This is a genomic window from Tatumella sp. UCD-D_suzukii, from assembly GCF_000611875.2.
GTDB classification, from domain to species: Bacteria; Pseudomonadota; Gammaproteobacteria; order Enterobacterales; family Enterobacteriaceae; genus Tatumella; species Tatumella ptyseos.
Window position 1 is genome coordinate 198104 of record NZ_JFJX01000064.1, and the last position, 19194, is coordinate 217297.

Annotated in this window: 21 protein-coding genes, 1 other RNA gene and 2 pseudogenes; 15 read left to right on the plus strand and 9 right to left on the minus strand. The window is 48.4% G+C overall.

Going from position 1 to position 19194, the window contains the following annotated elements; all coding sequences use genetic code 11:
- Window positions 1-111: 111 nt before the first annotated feature.
- The 5 genes from rseC to CG67_RS14840 all read right to left on the minus strand — a co-directional run bounded on the left by rseC (window position 112) and on the right by CG67_RS14840 (window position 4009).
- A complete protein-coding gene (rseC, locus tag CG67_RS14820) occupies window positions 112-582 on the minus strand; it encodes a SoxR-reducing system protein RseC (RefSeq protein WP_025903720.1) in 471 nt (156 codons plus the stop codon).
- A 2-nt stretch (window positions 583-584) separates the two neighbouring features.
- A complete protein-coding gene (gene rseB, locus CG67_RS14825; protein ID WP_025903721.1) occupies window positions 585-1538 on the minus strand; it encodes a sigma-E factor regulatory protein RseB in 954 nt (317 codons plus the stop codon).
- Window positions 1538-2191, minus strand: coding sequence for an anti-sigma-E factor RseA (gene rseA, locus CG67_RS14830; protein WP_025903722.1), 654 nt, complete (start codon window positions 2189-2191; stop codon window positions 1538-1540). The genes rseB and rseA overlap by 1 nt, the downstream gene beginning before the upstream one ends.
- A 29-nt stretch (window positions 2192-2220) precedes the next feature.
- Window positions 2221-2796, minus strand: a complete 576-nt coding sequence (rpoE, locus tag CG67_RS14835; protein ID WP_025903723.1) for an RNA polymerase sigma factor RpoE — start codon at window positions 2794-2796, stop codon at window positions 2221-2223.
- Between the two features lie 460 nt (window positions 2797-3256).
- A complete protein-coding gene (locus CG67_RS14840) occupies window positions 3257-4009 on the minus strand; it encodes a tRNA1(Val) (adenine(37)-N6)-methyltransferase (RefSeq protein ID WP_025903724.1) in 753 nt (250 codons plus the stop codon).
- A 197-nt stretch (window positions 4010-4206) separates the two neighbouring features.
- Between CG67_RS14840 and srmB the strand changes: the two genes are divergently transcribed.
- Complete coding sequence (gene srmB / locus CG67_RS14845; protein WP_025903725.1) at window positions 4207-5532, plus strand: ATP-dependent RNA helicase SrmB; 1326 nt, start codon at window positions 4207-4209, stop codon at window positions 5530-5532.
- A gap of 216 nt (window positions 5533-5748) precedes the next feature.
- On the opposite strand, the gene grcA is transcribed toward srmB, so the two are convergent.
- Window positions 5749-6132 (minus strand): autonomous glycyl radical cofactor GrcA, encoded by a 384-nt coding sequence (gene grcA / locus CG67_RS14850; protein ID WP_025903726.1) that lies wholly within the window; start codon window positions 6130-6132, stop codon window positions 5749-5751.
- Between the two features lie 261 nt (window positions 6133-6393).
- On the opposite strand from grcA, the gene ung reads away from it, so the two are divergent.
- A complete protein-coding gene (gene ung, locus CG67_RS14855; RefSeq protein ID WP_025903727.1) occupies window positions 6394-7083 on the plus strand; it encodes a uracil-DNA glycosylase in 690 nt (229 codons plus the stop codon).
- A 61-nt stretch (window positions 7084-7144) separates the two neighbouring features.
- Here ung and grpE read toward each other — a convergent pair whose 3' ends face one another.
- Entirely contained in the window at window positions 7145-7729 is a 585-nt protein-coding gene (gene grpE / locus CG67_RS14860) for a nucleotide exchange factor GrpE (protein WP_025903728.1), read from the minus strand.
- 119 nt (window positions 7730-7848) lie between these two features.
- Here grpE and nadK point away from each other — a divergent pair, with 119 nt between their 5' ends.
- The 3 genes from nadK to bamE all read left to right on the plus strand — a co-directional run bounded on the left by nadK (window position 7849) and on the right by bamE (window position 10997).
- Window positions 7849-8727 carry an NAD(+) kinase gene (gene nadK / locus CG67_RS14865; protein ID WP_025903729.1) on the plus strand — a complete coding sequence of 293 codons (879 nt, stop codon included), beginning with the start codon at window positions 7849-7851 and terminating at the stop codon, window positions 8725-8727.
- Window positions 8728-8811: 84 nt separating this feature from the next.
- Window positions 8812-10473: a DNA repair protein RecN gene (gene recN, locus CG67_RS14870; RefSeq protein ID WP_025903730.1), complete on the plus strand. Its 1662-nt coding sequence runs from the start codon at window positions 8812-8814 to the stop codon at window positions 10471-10473.
- Between the two features lie 185 nt (window positions 10474-10658).
- Window positions 10659-10997 carry an outer membrane protein assembly factor BamE gene (gene bamE, locus CG67_RS14875; protein WP_025903731.1) on the plus strand — a complete coding sequence of 113 codons (339 nt, stop codon included), beginning with the start codon at window positions 10659-10661 and terminating at the stop codon, window positions 10995-10997.
- 90 nt (window positions 10998-11087) lie between these two features.
- On the opposite strand, the gene CG67_RS14880 is transcribed toward bamE, so the two are convergent.
- Together CG67_RS14880 and CG67_RS14885 are read right to left on the minus strand one after the other, a co-directional pair.
- Window positions 11088-11384 (minus strand): RnfH family protein, encoded by a 297-nt coding sequence (locus CG67_RS14880; protein WP_025903732.1) that lies wholly within the window; start codon window positions 11382-11384, stop codon window positions 11088-11090.
- Window positions 11377-11811: a type II toxin-antitoxin system RatA family toxin gene (locus tag CG67_RS14885; RefSeq protein ID WP_025903733.1), complete on the minus strand. Its 435-nt coding sequence runs from the start codon at window positions 11809-11811 to the stop codon at window positions 11377-11379. Before CG67_RS14885 ends, CG67_RS14880 begins: the two co-directional genes overlap by 8 nt.
- A gap of 154 nt (window positions 11812-11965) precedes the next feature.
- Here CG67_RS14885 and smpB point away from each other — a divergent pair, with 154 nt between their 5' ends.
- The 10 genes and pseudogenes from smpB to CG67_RS14935 all read left to right on the plus strand — a co-directional run bounded on the left by smpB (window position 11966) and on the right by CG67_RS14935 (window position 19047).
- Entirely contained in the window at window positions 11966-12448 is a 483-nt protein-coding gene (smpB, locus tag CG67_RS14890; RefSeq protein ID WP_025903734.1) for an SsrA-binding protein SmpB, read from the plus strand.
- Window positions 12449-12497: 49 nt separating this feature from the next.
- Window positions 12498-12861, plus strand: a transfer-messenger RNA (tmRNA) gene (gene ssrA, locus CG67_RS17675).
- A 170-nt stretch (window positions 12862-13031) separates the two neighbouring features.
- Window positions 13032-14144: pseudogene (locus tag CG67_RS14900) on the plus strand (IS3 family transposase).
- Window positions 14110-14415 carry a hypothetical protein gene (locus CG67_RS14905; protein WP_025903736.1) on the plus strand — a complete coding sequence of 102 codons (306 nt, stop codon included), beginning with the start codon at window positions 14110-14112 and terminating at the stop codon, window positions 14413-14415. Before CG67_RS14900 ends, CG67_RS14905 begins: the two are co-directional and overlap by 35 nt.
- Window positions 14416-15070: 655 nt before the next feature.
- A pseudogene (locus tag CG67_RS18825) lies at window positions 15071-15440 on the plus strand (RNase A-like domain-containing protein).
- Between the two features lie 7 nt (window positions 15441-15447).
- Complete coding sequence (locus CG67_RS14915) at window positions 15448-15744, plus strand: contact-dependent growth inhibition system immunity protein (RefSeq protein ID WP_025903737.1); 297 nt, start codon at window positions 15448-15450, stop codon at window positions 15742-15744.
- A gap of 433 nt (window positions 15745-16177) precedes the next feature.
- On the plus strand, window positions 16178-17020 hold the full coding sequence (locus tag CG67_RS14920) for a YPO3983 family protein (RefSeq protein ID WP_025903738.1): 843 nt from the start codon (window positions 16178-16180) through the stop codon (window positions 17018-17020).
- Complete coding sequence (locus CG67_RS14925; RefSeq protein ID WP_025903739.1) at window positions 17017-17484, plus strand: DUF943 family protein; 468 nt, start codon at window positions 17017-17019, stop codon at window positions 17482-17484. The genes CG67_RS14920 and CG67_RS14925 overlap by 4 nt, the downstream gene beginning before the upstream one ends.
- A 256-nt stretch (window positions 17485-17740) precedes the next feature.
- Window positions 17741-18580, plus strand: coding sequence for a YPO3983 family protein (locus tag CG67_RS14930; RefSeq protein ID WP_025903740.1), 840 nt, complete (start codon window positions 17741-17743; stop codon window positions 18578-18580).
- Entirely contained in the window at window positions 18577-19047 is a 471-nt protein-coding gene (locus tag CG67_RS14935) for a DUF943 family protein (protein ID WP_025903741.1), read from the plus strand. Before CG67_RS14930 ends, CG67_RS14935 begins: the two co-directional genes overlap by 4 nt.
- The last annotated feature ends 147 nt before the right edge of the window (window positions 19048-19194 follow it).

Genomic DNA, 19194 nt, shown 5'->3' on the forward strand with positions numbered 1-19194 from the left:
GGAGGCATATTACACTGTTAACGCGCGGTACGAAAGCCGCTAGCCCGGGGTAATTGCAATAGGGGAAAGTAAATTGAGGGTACAAAAAGGCCGGACAATGTCCGGCCAGGGCTACTCGTGACGGGTCGCATCCACACGCAGAATATCCGGCGTTAATGCCACGCTCAGGATCACTGGCTGAAATGCTTCTTTATCACCGATTAATGCCGAAATACCTTTAGACAAAATAAATCCGCCGATCCCCCCCAGCAGTGCACCGCTTGCTGAGGCCAGGTCTGAATGAAAGAGTGCCTGGAAGAGGCCGGCGACAATGAACAACCCGATTAAAGGTGTCATGTAGACCAGTAAAGCGGAGCCTAACAGGCTGCTTTCACGAATACCGATTTCAATACGCTGCCCTGCCTTCAGCGGCTGTTTACTGGCGATTTTGATCACCTCAGCATCCTCCGGACCGAGCTTATTCAGCAAATGACTGCCACATCCTTTACGGGCATTACAGCTATTGCAGGAGGTCTTCGCTTCAGTATACAGCGTCGCAATCCCGTTATCCCAGGACGCGACCGTCGCCCATTCTTTCATCATAATCAGTTACCCGCATCCACATTATCCGCAATCCGTTTTGCCGTCGCTGCAGGCAGTTCACCCACAACGCTAATCTCCTTATTATTACGCACTTCAATCTGAACCGTACGTCGTCCAGTGCGGTATGTCTGATTTATGCTGTTTTTATCAGCATTCGTCACATTGATGGTAAAGCTGAATAACCCGTCAGAATATAAGCGCGTCTCAAAAGACTTGTTCACATTCGGTAACTGACGACGGGTCTGCGATATCATCTGCATACCCGCAGGTATCCAGCCAGGCTTCCAGCCGAAGGTCGTTTTGTCCCCGCCGGGCAGTGACAATACCGGCGGCAGATTCGCGTTTTTCAGACCTTCCATCATATGACCGACGCCCTGATCCACCGCAAAACTGATCACCTGAAATTGCTCTATCGGTTCGCCATCCTGATCCAGTAAGTCTACGCGCAGCGGTAGCGAAGTATCCACATCCAGCCAGATAACATAGCTGAACCGGGAACCATCCCGGGAGACCACACGCAAGACATCACACATCTGATCGGCCACACGGGAGCGGCCAACCGGAATAAAATCATAGAAGTTATGCAGACGGTTAAAGTCTGCATACAAAACAGAAGGCAATCCATCGAGAATATGTTCACCCGGCAAGGTGAAAGGCTGTAGCCCTGCATCAAAATAACTGATGTCATTTCCGCGCTGAATGACTTCGCGTCGCGGGCCATCCATCTGGAGTAATTGCGCATACGTCTGCCCGTCGACTATTGCGTGTCGATAACGCAACGACTCAATACCCTGACGGGAAACATTGATGTAGGCGAGTTCATAATTAAGCGAGGTACTGGCTTTTTCCATTTGCTGCAGCATCGCCTCTGGCGCAGGCTGTGGCTGCGCAGAGACGAAAGAAGAGAACAGGAAACTACCGGTCAGCGCGGTAACAAGAAGCAAATGTTTTTTCATTACTGCTGCTGAACACCCAGAGACTGGTTACCTGGTACGTTGACCTGGGCCTGTACCGGCGCACCGGACTCAAACTGATCATTGTTCAGACGACGTTGTAATTCGTAGTCCTGAAGCATGGCGTTCACCTGCTGCTGTTGCTGCTGTACCTGCTGTGAAGTGCCGCCCGCATCAAAGATATCGGAAGGAACGCCAAGACTTACCGGTGACGCTTTTCCCATCATCGGCAAGGTATTAAATGCCGGTGTGTCAGAAGATTCAGTCACATGATCAGCAGAAGCTGTGTCGTAGTGTTGAACACCCACAATCACTGCCAGCGAAACACAGGCGGCGACCCCGGCCTGAGCCAGTTGTGAAACCCATGCCCCTTTTTTCCCGACAAAAGGCATACGACTCCAGCGTGAAGGCTTCGGCTGAGCTTCAGGGATCAATGTCGTGACATTATTACGCACGGGTTCCTGCGCAATGGCCTCTGCAACCCGCGCAGAGATATCAAAGTGCAATTCCGGGGCCAGGTCACCGCGCATCGTATCACGGATCAGATGATAACTTTCCCAGTGTTGCTGCAATTCCACATCTTCCGCCAGAGAAGTAAGCAGAGACTTATCTAAGACTTCACCATCCATTAACGCGGAAAGTTGTTCTTTCTGCATGCCATTTACCTTTCAAGTAGCCGCGATCATTAACGCTGAATCAACGGTTGAACTTTGTTATCAATAGCCTCGCGGGCCCTGAAAATACGGGAACGTACAGTTCCTACAGGACAATCCATAATCCCGGCGATTTCTTCGTAACTCAGACCATCTATTTCACGAAGGGTGATCGCCATCCGTAAGTCCTCTGGTAACGTTTCGATCGTCCGGAATACAATTTGTTTCAATTCATCAGACAACATTAAGTTCTCAGGGTTCGAAATTTCTTTTAATGCTCCTGCACTTTCGAAATTTTCTGCCTCTGAGGCATCCACATCACTGGAAGGTGGCCTGCGGCCCTGAGCTACCAGATAGTTTTTAGCGGTGTTGACTGCAATACGGTATAACCACGTATAAAAGGCACTATCGCCGCGGAAGGAGTCTAACGCACGATAGGCTTTAATAAACGATTCCTGCACCACATCCGGGACATCCCCCGGGGGTACATAGCGCGACACAAGGCTTGCCACTTTATGCTGGTATCTTATCACCAGTAAATTAAATGACTTCTGATCCCCTTTCTGGACGCGCTCAACAAGAACCTGATCTGTTAACTGCTCGCTCATCCGAGGTTGTATCCCCACAAAATATGTTCTACATCCAATGAATCACCAGTTACATCTCATTCTATATGAGCAAGCAACTCCTTTGAGTAGACTCTTTAAAGAAAGTTCAGATTTTTCCTGCTTATCCGCTCACACAACAAGATTGCGACAAATCGCGCGGGGGCGGGCAACTTACCAATCCTGAACTAAGTCCCTCTTCTCACTTCAGAAATGAGTCAGGGCTGTTTAACTGGCAGGTTACCCGATTGCAGGATGCATTTCACCCCAATTTCAGAGTATCGGAAGTTTTTCCGCACGGACCCTGGCCGGATAGCAACAGCGGGCGGTTCAGGGCCGGCGGACCGCCGGGTTAACCTCATATTACGGGCCAGTTTTGTCGACAATTCAGGACAGAAAGCCCTGTAATGTTAATCGTATTCAGCGGATAAACTCGTGCAAAATACCGGCCGGGGCTCCGGGGTTATTCACGGAGCTTTGGCAGGTAAAATTCTCCGGTCATCGCCTGGTAATCATCGGAATAGTTCCCTGAGGGAGCGCGGATCACCAGTGTCTGCTGTACAGTCTCTGCTGCAGACGGTGAAAACGTCAGTAATAAACGGTGCGGCGCTTTCTGCTCATACTCCGCTATCTTCAGTTGCTGTCGTAAATGCCAGCCGGAAGTCTCTGCAAGATGCATAAACCCGGGTCCAGCCTCTGCAGGCAGGATCACACAAAATAATCCGTCAGCAGTGATCAGTTGTTTCGCACGGAGTAACAGGGCCTCATGTGTCAGGGTATGAGTATATCGCGCCGTTTGACGCGCAGTATCACGACACTCAGGCCCGGGAGTATAAAAAGGCGGGTTACTGACAATGACGGAATAACGCACCTGCTCCCCCACGCACCAGTGAAGAATATCGGCATGATGCACGGTAATGCTGCCGGGCCAGGGTGATTCGGCAATATTCTCCCGCGACTGTTCAACCGCAGCAGCCTCCAGCTCAATAGCATCAATAACCGGTGATCGGCCCTGTGCATGAAGACGCTGTGCAAGCATTAATGAGATAAGACCACTGCCGCTGCCAATATCCAGAGCGCGCCCATCCACCGGTAGCGGTGCGCCCGCCCCTAAAATTATTCCGTCGGTACTGACTTTCATGCCACACTTATCATGTGCGACGAAAAATTGTCTGAAGGTGAATCCGTTTTTTCTGAATGTACGCGCAACCGGCATCCGCCATCTCCTGCATTATTTTGCCCCTGACATCACGGGCACCAGTGTAACCGGCAAAAATAAATATTGCCGCGAAAAACCTTGCTCAGCAGGCCGATGGCAGACAGAAAGCAGGTTTATCCGCCCGGGTTGCGCAGACAATAGATGAAGAATGCGTCCGAAGTGTCTATAATCGGCGCCCCAAACAGAGGTAGACCATGACTGTAACCACTTTTTCCGAACTTGAACTTGATGAAAGCCTGCTGAATGCATTGCAGGATAAGAACTACACACGTCCCACTGCAGTACAGGCAGAGGCAATTCCACCTGCTCTGGATGGACGTGATGTCCTGGGTTCAGCACCAACAGGCACCGGAAAAACAGCGGCCTATTTACTGCCAGCTCTTCAACATCTGCTCGATTTCCCGCGCAAGAAATCCGGCCCGCCCCGAATTCTTATCCTCACGCCGACCCGTGAACTGGCGATGCAGGTTGCCGATCAGGCTCGTGAGTTAGCGAAATATACCCATCTGGATATTTCGACCATCACCGGTGGTGTGGCCTATATGAACCATGCCGAAGTGTTCAGTACGAACCAGGATGTGGTGGTGGCGACCACTGGACGTCTGCTGCAGTACATTAAAGAAGAAAACTTTGACTGCCGCGCCGTTGAGACGCTGATCCTGGATGAAGCCGACAGAATGCTGGATATGGGTTTTGCACAGGATATCGAAACGATTGCTGCTGAAACCCGCTGGCGTAAACAGACCCTATTGTTCTCCGCCACCCTGGAAGGAGAGCACATTGAAGAATTTGCTCAGCGTATTCTGAATGAGCCGCTGGTCATCGATGCAGAGCCAAGCCGTCGTGAACGCAAGAAAATTCAGCAATGGTATTACCGCGCGGATGACCTGGAGCATAAAACAAAACTGCTGATCCACCTGCTGAAGCAACCGGAAGCGTCCCGTACTATCGTTTTTGTGCGTAAGCGCGAACGTTTGCACGAAGTAGCTGAATGGATCCGTCAGGCAGACATTCGCTGCAGCTATCTTGAAGGCGAAATGGTTCAGGCAAAACGTAACGAAGCCATCAAACGTCTGAATGAAGGCCGCGTTAACGTGCTGGTAGCGACTGATGTTGCCGCCCGCGGGATTGATATTGATGACGTGACGCTGGTGATTAACTTCGACCTGCCACGTACAGCTGACACCTATCTGCACCGTATCGGGCGTACCGGACGTGCCGGTCGTAAAGGAACCGCCCTGTCTCTGGTGGAAGCCCATGACAATGAACTCCTGCTGAAGATAGGCCGCTACCTGAATGAGCCACTGAAAGCCCGTACTATCAGCGAACTGCGGCCTCAGACGCGGGCACCTGCGGCAACCGGACCGAAAAAACCCTCCAGGAAGCAGCTGGAAAAACGTAAAGAGAAGAAAAAAGAAGACGAGAAAAAGCCACGGGTCAAAATGCGTCACCGTGATACCAAAAATATCGGTAAGCGCCGCACGCCGTCTTCCCAGGCAAATGAAAGCTCTGAAAGCTGATTGTGTTTAAAATCATCAACAGCCTAAAAAAGTCGCCCGATACGGGCGATTTTTTTGGGAGAAACGATGGTAATTCTGCCCTCAGGGAAGCTGTTTTCCTGATAAAGGGTGAAAACAAATCACAGGATCAGAAAATCATCTTAACATTATGATTAGACTGATTATTTACCTGTACAAAAAAAGGCGCACAGCGCCTTTTTGTTCCCTCTGAGCGTGTTACAGACTTGCTGTAAAAGTACGGGTAATGACATCCCGTTGTTGTTCCGGAGTCAGTGAGTTGAAACGGACTGCATACCCTGACACCCGAATCGTCAGTTGCGGATATTTTTCCGGATTTTTCACTGCATCTTCCAGCGTTTCGCGACGCAATACATTCACGTTCAGGTGTTGTCCACCTTCGATACGTACCTGAGGTTTTACTTCCAGAGGAATTTCACGGTACTCAATGTCACCCAGTTCCTGCAGAGAAACCACCTGATCCGGCTGATAATCTCCCTTCGCACACAGACAACGAACTTCAGAGTTTTCGTCATCCAGTAACCAGAATGAATTCAGCAGAGCATTATTGGTTGTTTTAGTAATTTGAATTCCATTAATCATTTATCGCCTCCCGGGGCAGATACTGTCATAGAAGAGGGTTATCTGAATCAACCACCTGTCATACTGTATAACTTATGTACAGAATGGTGTCTTTGATATTTATCAAAAAAGCACCGTCACCCGGGACATTGCAAACATAACTCACTGATATAAAATAGAAATATAGAATTAACTTTATCTGTATAATTTAAAATAAATTTTAACCCTTTACCCGTCACCGAAATTAGTTAAGCTGACCGGCAAAATATTCAGGAGCTGATAATGACAACAATACTGACATGGCACGATGTGCTGGCGGCGGAAAAGCAGCAGGACTACTTTATTGACACACTGAATACGGTCGCAGAGCGGCGTCAGCAGGGGGTGACTGTCTACCCGCCACAGAAAGATGTGTTTAACGCTTTCCGGTTGACGGAACTTAACCAGGTGAATGTCGTTATTCTTGGACAGGATCCCTACCACGGTCCGGGGCAAGCGCACGGACTGGCATTTTCCGTACTGCCGGGTGTCGCAACACCACCCTCCTTACTGAATATGTACAAAGAACTGGAAAAAGATATACCTGGTTTCACGCGCCCGAATCATGGCTATCTGGCCAGCTGGGCTACTCAGGGGGTGCTGCTACTGAATACGGTACTGACCGTAGAGGCGGGTAAAGCACATTCACATGCACGGCTGGGGTGGGAACAGTTCACCGATAAAGTGATTGCTGAAATCAATCAACACAGAGAAGGCGTGGTGTTTCTGTTATGGGGGGCTCATGCACAGAAGAAAGGCAGGATCATCGACAGAGAGCGCCACCATGTGTTGCAGGCTCCGCACCCTTCACCGTTATCAGCCCATCGGGGATTTTTTGGCAGTGGGCACTTTTCAGCGACCAATAGACTACTGGAGCAATCAGGACGCCCCGCCATCCGGTGGATGCCGGAATTACCGATAAATGCATCCTGATAAAGCTACCCCCGGCAGCAGACTGACTCTCTCTGCTGCCGGCGGACGGGTTAGCCGGTGATCAGGCTTTACCCTTAGATACCGCAACCATCGCAGGACGCAACAGACGACCATTCAGGGTGTAACCGTTCTGCATCACCATCAGGACATGGTTAGCCGCGACGTCATCAGATTCCATCATAGACATAGCCTGATGCAGCTCAGGGTTGAAAGGCACATGGGTTTCACCCACCACTTCAACGCCGAATTTACGTACTGCACCCAGCAGGGATTTCAGGGTCAGTTCGATCCCTTCAATCATTGATGCCAGTTCCGGATTATTTTTATCCGCCACCTGCAGTGCACGTTCCAGGTTATCGATCACCGGTAATAATTCATTAGAGAATTTTTCCAGTGCAAATTTATGCGCCTTTTCCACATCCAGCTCACAACGGCGACGGACATTCTCAATCTCAGCCTGGGCACGTAATTGTGCTTCGCGGACACCGCCACTCAATTGTGCAACTTCTGCTTCGAGTTGAGCGATACGCTCATCACGGGTATCTGCCGTCCCGGAGGTTTCTGTATTTTCAGCCGCAGCCTGTTGTTCTGCTGCCTGCTCTTCTGAAAATTGCTCGTTAGGGGTATTCTGTTCTTTACTGCTCATGAAAATCTCCGCGTTTTCCATAGTCATATCGCCGATAGGCTTATTATGGGGATCAAAATTTCGGATTCAAGGGACTGTGTCATATTGACTGCTGTTTTGGTGAGAGGAATAGCCTGCAAATGAAAAAATTTTTTAACTGCATTGGTATTGTGGGGCATCCGCGCCATCCCAACGCATTAGCGACCCATGAAATGTTATGCCACTGGCTGACGGCCTCAGGATATCAGGTCATTGTAGAGCAACAGATTGCCGATGACCTGAATCTGCACGAGGTGATGACAGGCACACTGGCAGAAATTGGTCAGCAGGCCGACCTTGCCGTTGTTATCGGGGGGGACGGGAACATGCTTGGCGCAGCCCGCGTGCTTTCCCGCTATGATATTAAAGTCATTGGTGTTAACCGCGGGAACCTGGGGTTTCTGACCGATCTCGACCCGGAAAATGCACGCCAGCAGCTTGCGGAAGTCCTTGAGGGACATTTTTTTACTGAACAACGCTTTTTACTCGAAGCTCAGGTCTCCAGGCCGCAACAGACGCCCAGGGTGGCCACTGCCATTAACGAAGTGGTGCTCCATCCCGGAAAAGTTGCTCATATGATTGAGTTTGAAGTTTATATCGATAACAACTTCGCCTTTTCGCAGCGTTCAGACGGGCTTATTATCTCAACACCGACCGGATCAACCGCCTATTCTCTCTCTGCCGGAGGGCCTATCCTGACACCAGGACTGGAAGCGATAAGCGTAGTGCCGATGTTCCCGCATACCCTGTCGGCACGCCCGTTAGTGATCAACAGTACCAGTGTCATTCACCTGCGATTCTCATCATTGCGCAGCGATCTGGAAATCAGTTGTGACAGCCAGATAGCGCTCCCCATCCGGGAGGGGGAAGAAGTGCTGATCAAACGCAGTCCGCAGCACCTGGACCTGATCCACCCGAAAAATTACAATTACTTTAATACGTTAAGTACAAAACTCGGCTGGTCGAAAAAATTATTCTGAAAATTGTGCCGGGCTCTTTACTGTATAAAATTCCTGTTTATACTGTATAAAAAAACAGTCATGTTTTTCTATACAGGTGATACTATGCTGGCACAACTGACCATCAGCAATTTTGCAATCGTTCGTGAACTCGATATCGACTTTCAACAGGGGATGACCGCCATTACCGGCGAAACCGGTGCCGGGAAATCCATTGCGATAGATGCGCTCAGTTTGTGTCTTGGTGCCCGGGCTGACGCCAGTATGGTGAGGCCCGGCGCCGCCAGAGCGGATATCTGTGCCCGCTTTCGCTTAACCGCCTCACCGTCAGCCAGGCAGTGGCTGGCTGATAATCATCTTGATGATAACGAAGAATGCCTGCTCCGCCGGGTGATCAATGCCGACGGCCGCTCGCGGGGGTTTATCAACGGTACCTCGGTGCCCCTTTCCCAGCTACGTGAACTGGGACAGTTGCTGATCCAGATCCACGGTCAGCACGCGCACCAGTTGCTGCTGAAACCCGAACATCAGCGTCATTTGCTGGATGCCTATGCTGATCCGACCCGGTTATCTGAGAAAATGCAGCACCATTATCAGCAATGGCATCATGCCTGCCGGACGCTCGCGGTACTGCAGCAGCAAACTCAGGAACGGGAAGCCCGTCGTGAGCTATTACAGTACCAGCTAAAAGAGCTCAATAGTTTCTCTCCTCAGCAGGGCGAGTATGAAGGTGCAGATAGTGAGTACAAGCAACTGGCCAGCAGCGGTCAGCGCCTGACCGTGAGCCAGCAGGCATCCCAAATGCTCTCTGACGGTGACGATACGACATTACAATCCCTGCTCTACAGTGCCCGACAGACCGTGAGTGAGTTAATTTCGATGGATGACAGCCTGACACCGGTACTCAGTATGCTGGACGATGCCTCGATTCTGGTCAGTGAAGCCGCAGATGAACTCCGCCACTACTGTGAACGTATCGATCTCGATCCCAATCGGTTACAGGATCTGGAACAACGTATTTCACGCCAGATTTCACTGGCCCGTAAACACCATGTTGCACCGGAGAGCCTGCCGGATTTACACCAGCAATTGCTGGAAGAATACCAGCAACTGGAACACCACGATGATGAACTGGAAGAACTGAGCCGGCAGGTCGGGGAGTTCCACCAGGCCGCACTGGAAACGGCGCGTGAATTACACCAGCAACGTTGTCATTTTGCGGCTGAGCTATCAGAAAAGATCACTGCCTCTATCCATGAGCTTTCGATGCAGCACGGACAATTTGCTATTGATGTCATCTTCCATGAAGACCGTTTAACCCCTCAGGGCGCTGACCAGATTGAATTCCGTGTCAGCACCAACCCCGGGCAGCCACTACAGGCTCTGGCCCGCGTCGCCTCCGGGGGGGAACTGTCACGTATAGCCCTGGCAATCCAGGTGATTACCGCACAGAAAATGGAAACGCCGGCCATGATTTTTGATGAAGTCGATGTGGGTATCAGTGGCCCGACAGCAGCAATTGTCGGTAAAATGCTGCGTCAGTTAGGTGAATCCACCCAGGTGATGTGTGTTACCCACCTTCCGCAAGTGGCGGGCTGTGGTCACAGTCATTTCTTCATCAGTAAAATTACTGATGGCTCGATGACAGAAACCCAGATGCGACTGCTGGATAAGTCTGCCCGCCTGCATGAACTGGCCCGGTTACTGGGCGGAAGTGAAGTCACCCGTAACACGCTGGCCAATGCAAAAGAACTTTTAGCCGCCTGATATGGCACTTTTTTTCTAACCGGAAGTCATATGCATGCCCTGCAAAGGTTTCCATCTGGCGAAAGGTCTATTATTATCGGTATCTTATATCGCCGGACGAAGTAAACCTGTTACAGGCAGCATTCATCGTTGATGGCAAAGAACCGCCTTGCACAGGCATATGTGTCCGAAAAAGGAATCTATACATGCGCAGTAAAATACTGGCTGCTGCTGCAGTAGTAATGTTGATGACAACCGCTGGCTGCTCAACACTTGAACGAGTTGTCTATCGTCCGGATATCAACCAGGGTAACTACCTGGTCGCAAGCGACATCAGTAAGCTGCATACCGGAATGGATCAGCAACAGGTGGCATATACCCTCGGAACCCCGATGATGAAAGATCCTTTCGGCAGTAATGTGTGGTATTACGTGTTCCGCCAGGAGCCGGGCCATGAGAAAGTCACTCAGCAGACGCTGACGCTGACGTTTGACAGCAATGGCATTCTGACCAATATCGATAATAAACCGGCACTGACCCCATAATCTGGCCGCTCTGCTGCACCGCCGGTGACAGATAAAAAAAGCGCAGTTTTCACTGCGCTTTTTTTTATTCTGTCACTGGCATACGCCGAATCATTTCTGATTATTTTTTGCTGAGCGTTCTGCTCTCTGACGGCGGAGTTCTTTCGGGTCTGCCAGCAGAGGACGGTATATTTCCACCCGGTCACCTGCCTGTACGACATCCTGCAGTTTGGCCGCGCGGCTGAATATACCAACCTTATTTTCGGCAAGATTAATATCTTTCCGCAGCTCCGGTAATCCCGAGGCGATAATCGCCTGCTCAATTGTACTCCCTTCCGTCACGGTGACGGTCCGCAGATACTGTTTTTCAGGCAGTGCATAAACCACCTCAACCTGAATATCAGCCACTGTAAACCTCTTTCGCCCGTGTCGTGAAGGCCTGTACCATACTGTTAGCAAGTTCTTTGAAAACCCGGCCAAAAGCCATTTCTACCAGCATATTGGTGAATTCAAAATCCAGACTCAGCTCTACCTTACAGGCGTCATCTCCCAGCGCAAAAAACTGCCAGCCGCCGCTTAACTTACGGAACGGTCCTTCCACCAGTTGCATATGGATCCGCTGGTTACTGGTCAGCGTATTGAGAGTGGTAAATGTCTTACTGATCCCCGCTTTAGACACATCGACAGAGGCCGTCATCTGATTTTCAGAACTATCGAGGATCCGGCTACCGGTGCAGCCTGGTAAAAATTGCGGATAAGCATCGACATCATTCACAAGCTGGTACATTTTTTCAGCACTGAACGGGACCAGCGCTGAACGACTAATCTGGGCCATAACACTTCCTGCTAAGTAGAAAACCCCTCGATCATACCAGTTTCATTAGTTAAACAAAAATGTCTTCATGCTACTGACATGCTAGAATATGTCACTTACTCCCCCGTGACAGGGGATGGTTTCTGCGCATAAGTGGTGTAAAATAAGCGATATTATGACTAAGAAAAAAGCTAACAAACCCGGTTCTGCAACCATTGCCCTCAACAAACGCGCCCGTCATGAATATTTCATCGAAGAGGAATTCGAGGCCGGGTTGTCGTTGCAGGGATGGGAAGTAAAATCACTGCGCGCAGGTAAAGCGAACATCAGCGAAAGTTATATTCTGTTGCGTGATGGTGAAGCATTTCTGTTTGGTGCAACCTTCCAGCCCCTGCTGGGTGCTTCGACGCATGTGGTGTGTGACCCTACCCGTAACCGTAAATTATTGCTGAAGCAGCGTGAGCTGGACTCCATTTTCGGACGGGTTAATCGTGAAGGTTATACGATCGTTGCCTTGTCACTGTACTGGAAAAATGCCTGGTGCAAACTTAAGATTGGTGTCGCCAAGGGTAAGAAAGAGCATGACAAGCGCGATGACATCCGTGAACGTGAGTGGAAAATCGACAAAGCACGTATTATGAAAAAAGGAAATCGCTAAACTACTGGTGTAGCTGATGCTTTTCCTGATATAGTAACTGACAGTACTTGGGGCTGATTCTGGATTCGACGGGATTTGCGAAGCCCAAGGAGCATGCCGAGGGGCGGTTGGCCTCGTAAAAAGCCGCAAAAAAATAGTCGCAAACGACGAAAACTACGCACTAGCAGCTTAATAACCTGCTCAGAGCCCTCTCTCCCTAGCCTCCGCTCTTAGGACGGGGATCAAGAGAGGTCAAACCCAAAAGAGATCGTGTGGATACCCTGCCTGGGGTTGAAGCATTAAACCTAATCAGGCTAGTTTGTTAGTGGCGTGTCCATCCGCAGCTGACAAGCGAATGTAAAGATTGGACTAAGCATGTAGTGCCGACGGTGTAGTAATTTCGGACGCGGGTTCAACTCCCGCCAGCTCCACCAAATTCTCCATCGGTGATACCAGAATCATCCGATGAAGTCCTGACAGCCCGCATAGCATAAGCCCTGCGGGCTTTTTTGTGCCTGTCGTTCGGGAATGTAAGCATCCCTGCAATAAAGAACCATTCACTTTTAGAGATCTTCGGACATACTGAATATGTTTCCTGAAGGAGATCACTAAGCGTAAAGCCCGATTTACTGAACACCAGATTATCGCCGTTCTGAAGTCTGTTGAAGCAGGTCGAACGGTGAAAGATGTCTGCCGCGAGGCTGCAATTTCTGAAGCCAGCTATTATAACCGGAAAGCGAAATATGGCAGAATGGAAGCTTCTGATATCCGAAAAATCAGGGACCTGGAAGAAGAGAACCGACGTCTCAAACAGATGTTCACTGATCTGAGTCTGGAATGCCGTGTCCTTAAAGACGTTATCGAAAAAAAGCTTTAAAACCAGTGATAAAGCGTGAGTTCGCCCATTATCTGATTTCGCAGTTTACAATGAGCACACGTCAGGCATGCAGGACATTATCACTGAGCAGGACGGTATTTTTCTACAAACCGGATACACGGCGTAATGATGCAGTCATCGAAGTCCTCACAGAACTGGCCGAGCGTTATCCGCGATACGGTTTTAAGAAACTTTTTCAGATCATTCGTCGGCAGGGTCATGTATGGAATCATAAGCGGGTTCACCGGATTTACTGCCTGCTAAAACTGAATTTCAGACGTAAAGGAAAGCAACGTTTGCCGGTGCGTAATTCGGCGCGGCTGATGCGCGGCTGATGACACCGAGGCAATAAACCAAAGCTGGCCGGTTGATTTTATGCACGATGCTCTGGTCAGTGGCAGACGTTTCCGGACATTCAATGTGGTGGATGATTTTAACCGTGAGGCACTGGCCATAGAAATTGACCTGAATATTCCGGCACAACGCGTTGTTCGTGTACTGGACAGAATCGTAACTACGCGTGGTTATCCGCTGAAACTGAGGATGGATAACTGGCCGGAATTTATCTCACTGACACTGGCTCAGTGGGCTGAAGAACATGATGTACAGTTGGAGTTCATTCAGCCCGGGAAACCCACTCAGAATGCTTTTATTGAACGATTTAACCGGACATACAGGACTGAAATACTGGATTTTTATCTGTTCAGAACACTGAATGAAGTACGGGAGATCACAGATCGGTGGCTGACGGAATATAACCATTTTCGTCCGCATTCTTCGTTAAATAACCTGACTCCGGCAGAATTTGCACGAAGTCATCAAAAAGGCCCAGATCTCTGATTTAGCCTGGTACGGAAATTGGGGAGGGGTCAAAAAGGCCCAGATCTCTGATTTAGCCTGGTACGGATATTGGGGAGGGGTCAAAAAGGCCCAGATCTCTGATTTAGCCTGGTACGGAAATTGGGGAGGGGTCAAAAAGGCCCAGATCTCTGATTTAGCCTGGTACGGATATTGGGAGGGAATCAAAAAGGCCCAGATCTCTGATTTAGCCTGGTACGGATATTGGGAGGGAATCAAAAAAGTGGAAACCTCAAAAAGTGTCTGGAACTAAAACAGGCATACTTACAGTACACCTGTGTACATGCAGACCTTAACACCTCACCACTTAACCATATGATTTAAAATAATTAAAAGTGAAAGTGAACAGTATGAACACTTTTTACTAAAATCATTTCTGGCTCTGAAATGATTGGTCATGTCAGAAAAGAGGTTAGAATCGACCTGTTCGTCTTTTAAACACATGAGGTTTCATTATGGATGATGGCATAAAGATAGCGATGTCCCCTGTTCAGCTTGCTGCCGCGCTCTCTGATAAGACAGTCACAGAGGCGGAAACGATGAGTAACCGCCTTCTCGGAGGACTGGGGCTTATCATGGGTTCACTTGAGCTGGCAGGTGCCACCGCTCTGTGTATCGCACCTGAACCTACCGGATTAACAAAAGCAGGATGTGTTGTAGTCGGTGCGCATAGTCTCGACAGCATTCATGCTGCTGCTAATCAGCTCATTGTGGGCAGAGACACGCGTACGGCAACTTACGAGGCAGCAACAGCAATTGCCAAATCCTTTGGAGCAGATGACGATACGGCGATGAAAATCGGCCTGACTGTCGATATTGCTGTTCCATTAGGATTTGCACTTGGCATCGGCGCAAGCCGGGTAGCAGCAGTAAGGGCTGGCCGCATCAAACTCAGTGAGCATGAGTCAATGACGGGTTTTAAACCCGGCGGGCATACGCTTTCCACACATGTTGGCAAAAGCGATGCAGAACTATTAGCCCGCTTTGAAGCGAATAAACGTTTGCAGTATTCCACCACCTTTACCAACGTGCGTATTGCAGAAGAAGCCATATCAAGAGCGCTCTTTGCTAACCGGGGGCGTTATAAAATCCGTTCCTGGCGGAGGCAGGCAGGGAGCCAGGCTGACTATTCGCTATGCATTTGGCAAAGCGATTGGCTACGGTTTCCAGCGCGGGAGTAACCAGCGGATAGTCATGACAAATGTGAGAATTGTTATTGAGTTTCAGCGATATAACGGCAAACCCTATTACATTCTCACAGCGTTCCCGGCTCTATAGGTACAAAATGCAAAACTTCCACTTTCTTGACCAACTGATTTTCGGTTATTTCAACCAGGATGCCGACATCATCAATGATGGCGAGGATGCGATTGAAGGCATTGTACAGCTGTTCAAAAAGTCAGCGCCAGACTGGATGCTCAAAGATCTCGTCGAAGAAGTTGATGATTTTATCTCCGCCTATGGTGACGGTGTCGAAGAGGAGTTCAGGAAACGATACGGGTTTGATTTTTCGCCTGAACTTTGGGAAACCACTGCTCATGAATTCCTGATGACGGTACGTCAGATCTCGTCAGAGAAATGAGGTTTCCGGGAGTACATTTCCTGATAAGAAAAATAATTGGTACACGTTTAGGTACACGGAAGAAAACTGAATTAAATAAAAACCTATTAAAACAATAAATTGAAGTATTTATTCAGATTCCGCCAGCCCAAATTCTCCATCGGTGATACCAGAGTCATCCGATGAAGTCCTAAGAGCCCGCAAGGCGTAAGCCCTGCGGGCTTTTTTGTGTCTGTCGTTCGGGAATGTAAGTATCCCTGCAAAAAGAACTATTCACTTTCAAAGATATCCATCCCCCAGGCCCGACGTCAGGAAAACAACACCCCTGTAATTTTGTGCGAAAGCCCGCAAATATTGCCCGGCCCCTCTGTATCAGGTTCCCTTTTTGCTAGTGAGTCGCGTATTCTGTACGTAAAGTGAGCATAACGGATACTGACACAAGGAGTGTGTATCAATGGCTGCACTACAGTTCCCCTGCACCTTGTTCAAAACTCAAAACCGGATGGACGACTATAGCGCTCAGGATATGCGCTGTGGCGACTTGACCGAAGAACAGTTAAAGTCCCTATATCGGCTGGATTACATTTCTGATCGGGTTGATCCCTGGACGCTTACGCGGCGTTCCTCGATGGATCGTCCCCGCTCCATGTTCTGCTGTAAGCTGCGCGGCCAGGGTGAAAAGGTTACCCGCCAGCAGTGTGCCGCAATGTTGTTTGATGAATTCCGCTCGTTATCCCGCAAGTTTTCCCTTTACGGGCCTTACAGTCACCTGATCGAAAAGATGATCACTCACATGCAGAACGGCAACGGAACCCCCTTCAGTGATGTATCTCTGGACAGGGCTTTAAAGGAGCATATTATCAGGGATAACTCGCAGGAAAATAGTACACGTGTGTTATTGCAGAAAGCACTTGAAGACAATATAGAATGGGACAGTAACATTTATCCATTTATTGAAAAGGTAAAGCTGTATGAAGCCATATCGGGTGGTAAGTTACCTAAATACGACAGATTCCAGGATAATTTTAATGGCATGGGGATTACTATTCATGATACCTGGGCAACGCAGATCACTATAAAATCATTGCATATCGGCAATAATCGTTATCGGGCAGTGGTGCATTATAAGGTACAGGATCACTTTGGTCTCGACAGGGACGATATAACGAAAACAAAATTTAGCCAGTTCCATTTCTTCCGTATCTGGTTTGTTCTCCAGCGGTACAATCAGTTTAGCTTTAAGCCGTTCATGACCAATATGGAAGCTACCGTCGAAATTTCAGGAATTCGCAAATGAGAGTGAAAAACAAGAAAACTATTGTTCCGCTCTTTCTGGCTGTCTGCGTGCTACTTAGCTACGGACTTTGGTTGTCTCTACGTCCCGTGGAGATCATAGCCATTCATCACAGAAGTAGTGGTTTCAGTGATGTTCTGGTCACTAGTTTTCCGCCGACTGATAAAGCAAAAATTAACTGGTGGTTAAAAAACAAGGATATGTTAAACGATCAATATGATATTCCAAAACCTGATAGGAATGGTCATTTCTATCTGACTTTCTGGTTATTTGGAGAGGGTTATAAAGAGTCAGGGAAATATGACAGACTTTGCTTTGACGATATGAAAACACCTATAAACTGTATTGAAAAGGATAGGGTATTTTCAATCAGTTTCAGCAAGAACAGAGGCACTATATTTACAGTAAATGATGGCGAATATCATCTAAGAACAGATGGGAAAATAATAAAACTTAAAGACGAATAAAACCGCTCTTCCTCGCATGGAGACCGCAATAAAATCATCCGCCCTCCTGTCAGTCTTCCTGCAAAAAGAACCATTCACTTTCAGAGATATCCCTCCCCCAAGGCACGATGTCAGGAAAGTAACACCCCTATAATTTTGTGCGAGAACCCACAAATATTACTAAGACTCCCTGTATCAGGTTCCCTTTTTGCTATTACCTCGCGTATTCTGTACATAAAGTAAGCATAACGGATACTGACACAAGGAGTGTGTATCAATGACTGCACTACAGTTCCCCTTTACCCTGTTCAGAACTCAAAACCGGATAGACGACTATAGCGCCAAAGATATGCGCTGCGGTGATCTTACCGAAGAACAGTTGAAATCCCTGTATCGGCTGGATTACATTTCTGACCGGGTTGATCCGTGGACGCTTAAGCGGCGTTCCTCAATGGATCGTCCCCGGTCCATGTTCTGCTGTAACCTGCGTGGCCAGGGGGAAAAGATCAGCAGCCAGCAATGTGCCAATATTTTGTTTGATGAATTCCGTGATTTATCACGCCTGTTTTCAGTGTATGGCCCCTACAAGCATCTGATCGAAAAAATGATCACCCAGATGCAGAACGGCACCGGCCCCCCCCTTCGTGATATAGCGTTGGACAGGGCGTTGAGAGAACATATTCTCAGGGAGAATACAAAAAATAGTACTCGCTGGAGACTGGGGGAGACTTTAAATGACAAAATTGACTGGGAAGAAAAATGTTATCCATTAAAAGAAACGCACTGGCTAAAAGAAACAATTCTTGAAGGTAAACTCCCTAAGTTTGACCGTTTCCAGGATAATTTCAACGGCATGGGGATCACCGTCCATGATACCTGGGCAACGCATATTACGATTAAATCACTCCAGATTGATAATGATCGTTACCGGGCTGTGGTGCATTACAAAGTCCAGGATCACTTTGGCCTTGATGTTGATGATATTTCAAAGTTTAAGTTTAACCAATTCAGATTTTTCCGTATCTGGTTTGTACTCCAGCGTTATAATCAGTTTGGTTTCAGGCCATTTATGACCAATATGGAAGCCACCATAGAAATCATCGGAACCCGCAAATGAGAATGAAAAAAAAGAAAGCCATTGCGCTGTTCTTTCTGGCTGGCTGTGTGCTTCCGGGATACTGGATTTGGCTGTCTCTGCGTCCTGTAGAGATTATTGCCGTTCATCATAGAGGGAATAATTTTAGTGCTATTTTGATTCAAAATCCTCCAATTACAGATAAGGGTAAAATAAATTGGTGGATGGAAAACAAAGCTACTTTTAAAGAAAAGTATAACGTTCCTAACCCAGCGAAGGATGGCTCTTTTTCGGTTACAGTCTGGTTGTTTGGGGATGGTTATAAAGAGGAGGGGAAATATGACAGATTTTGTTTCAATGATATGAAAACCAAAAAAAACTGTATTGAAAAAGATGCTGTATTCACTGTGACTAATAGTAAAAATAGAGGTACTGTTTTTACTGTATATGATGGTGATAATTATCGCTTAGGCCAGAATGGTGACATTATAAAAGTCGCCTCCGATTAGTCGGTGCGTGTCAAGGTAGTTTTGCAGCCCTCGCGTAGTGACAGCAATAAAATCATCCACCCTATCCGGCTTGCACCAGCCGTGTGGAAGTAGCGAAATGCTCAGGAGGCTATCTCGACGGAGAGAAAAGCGGCAACCCCTTACCGC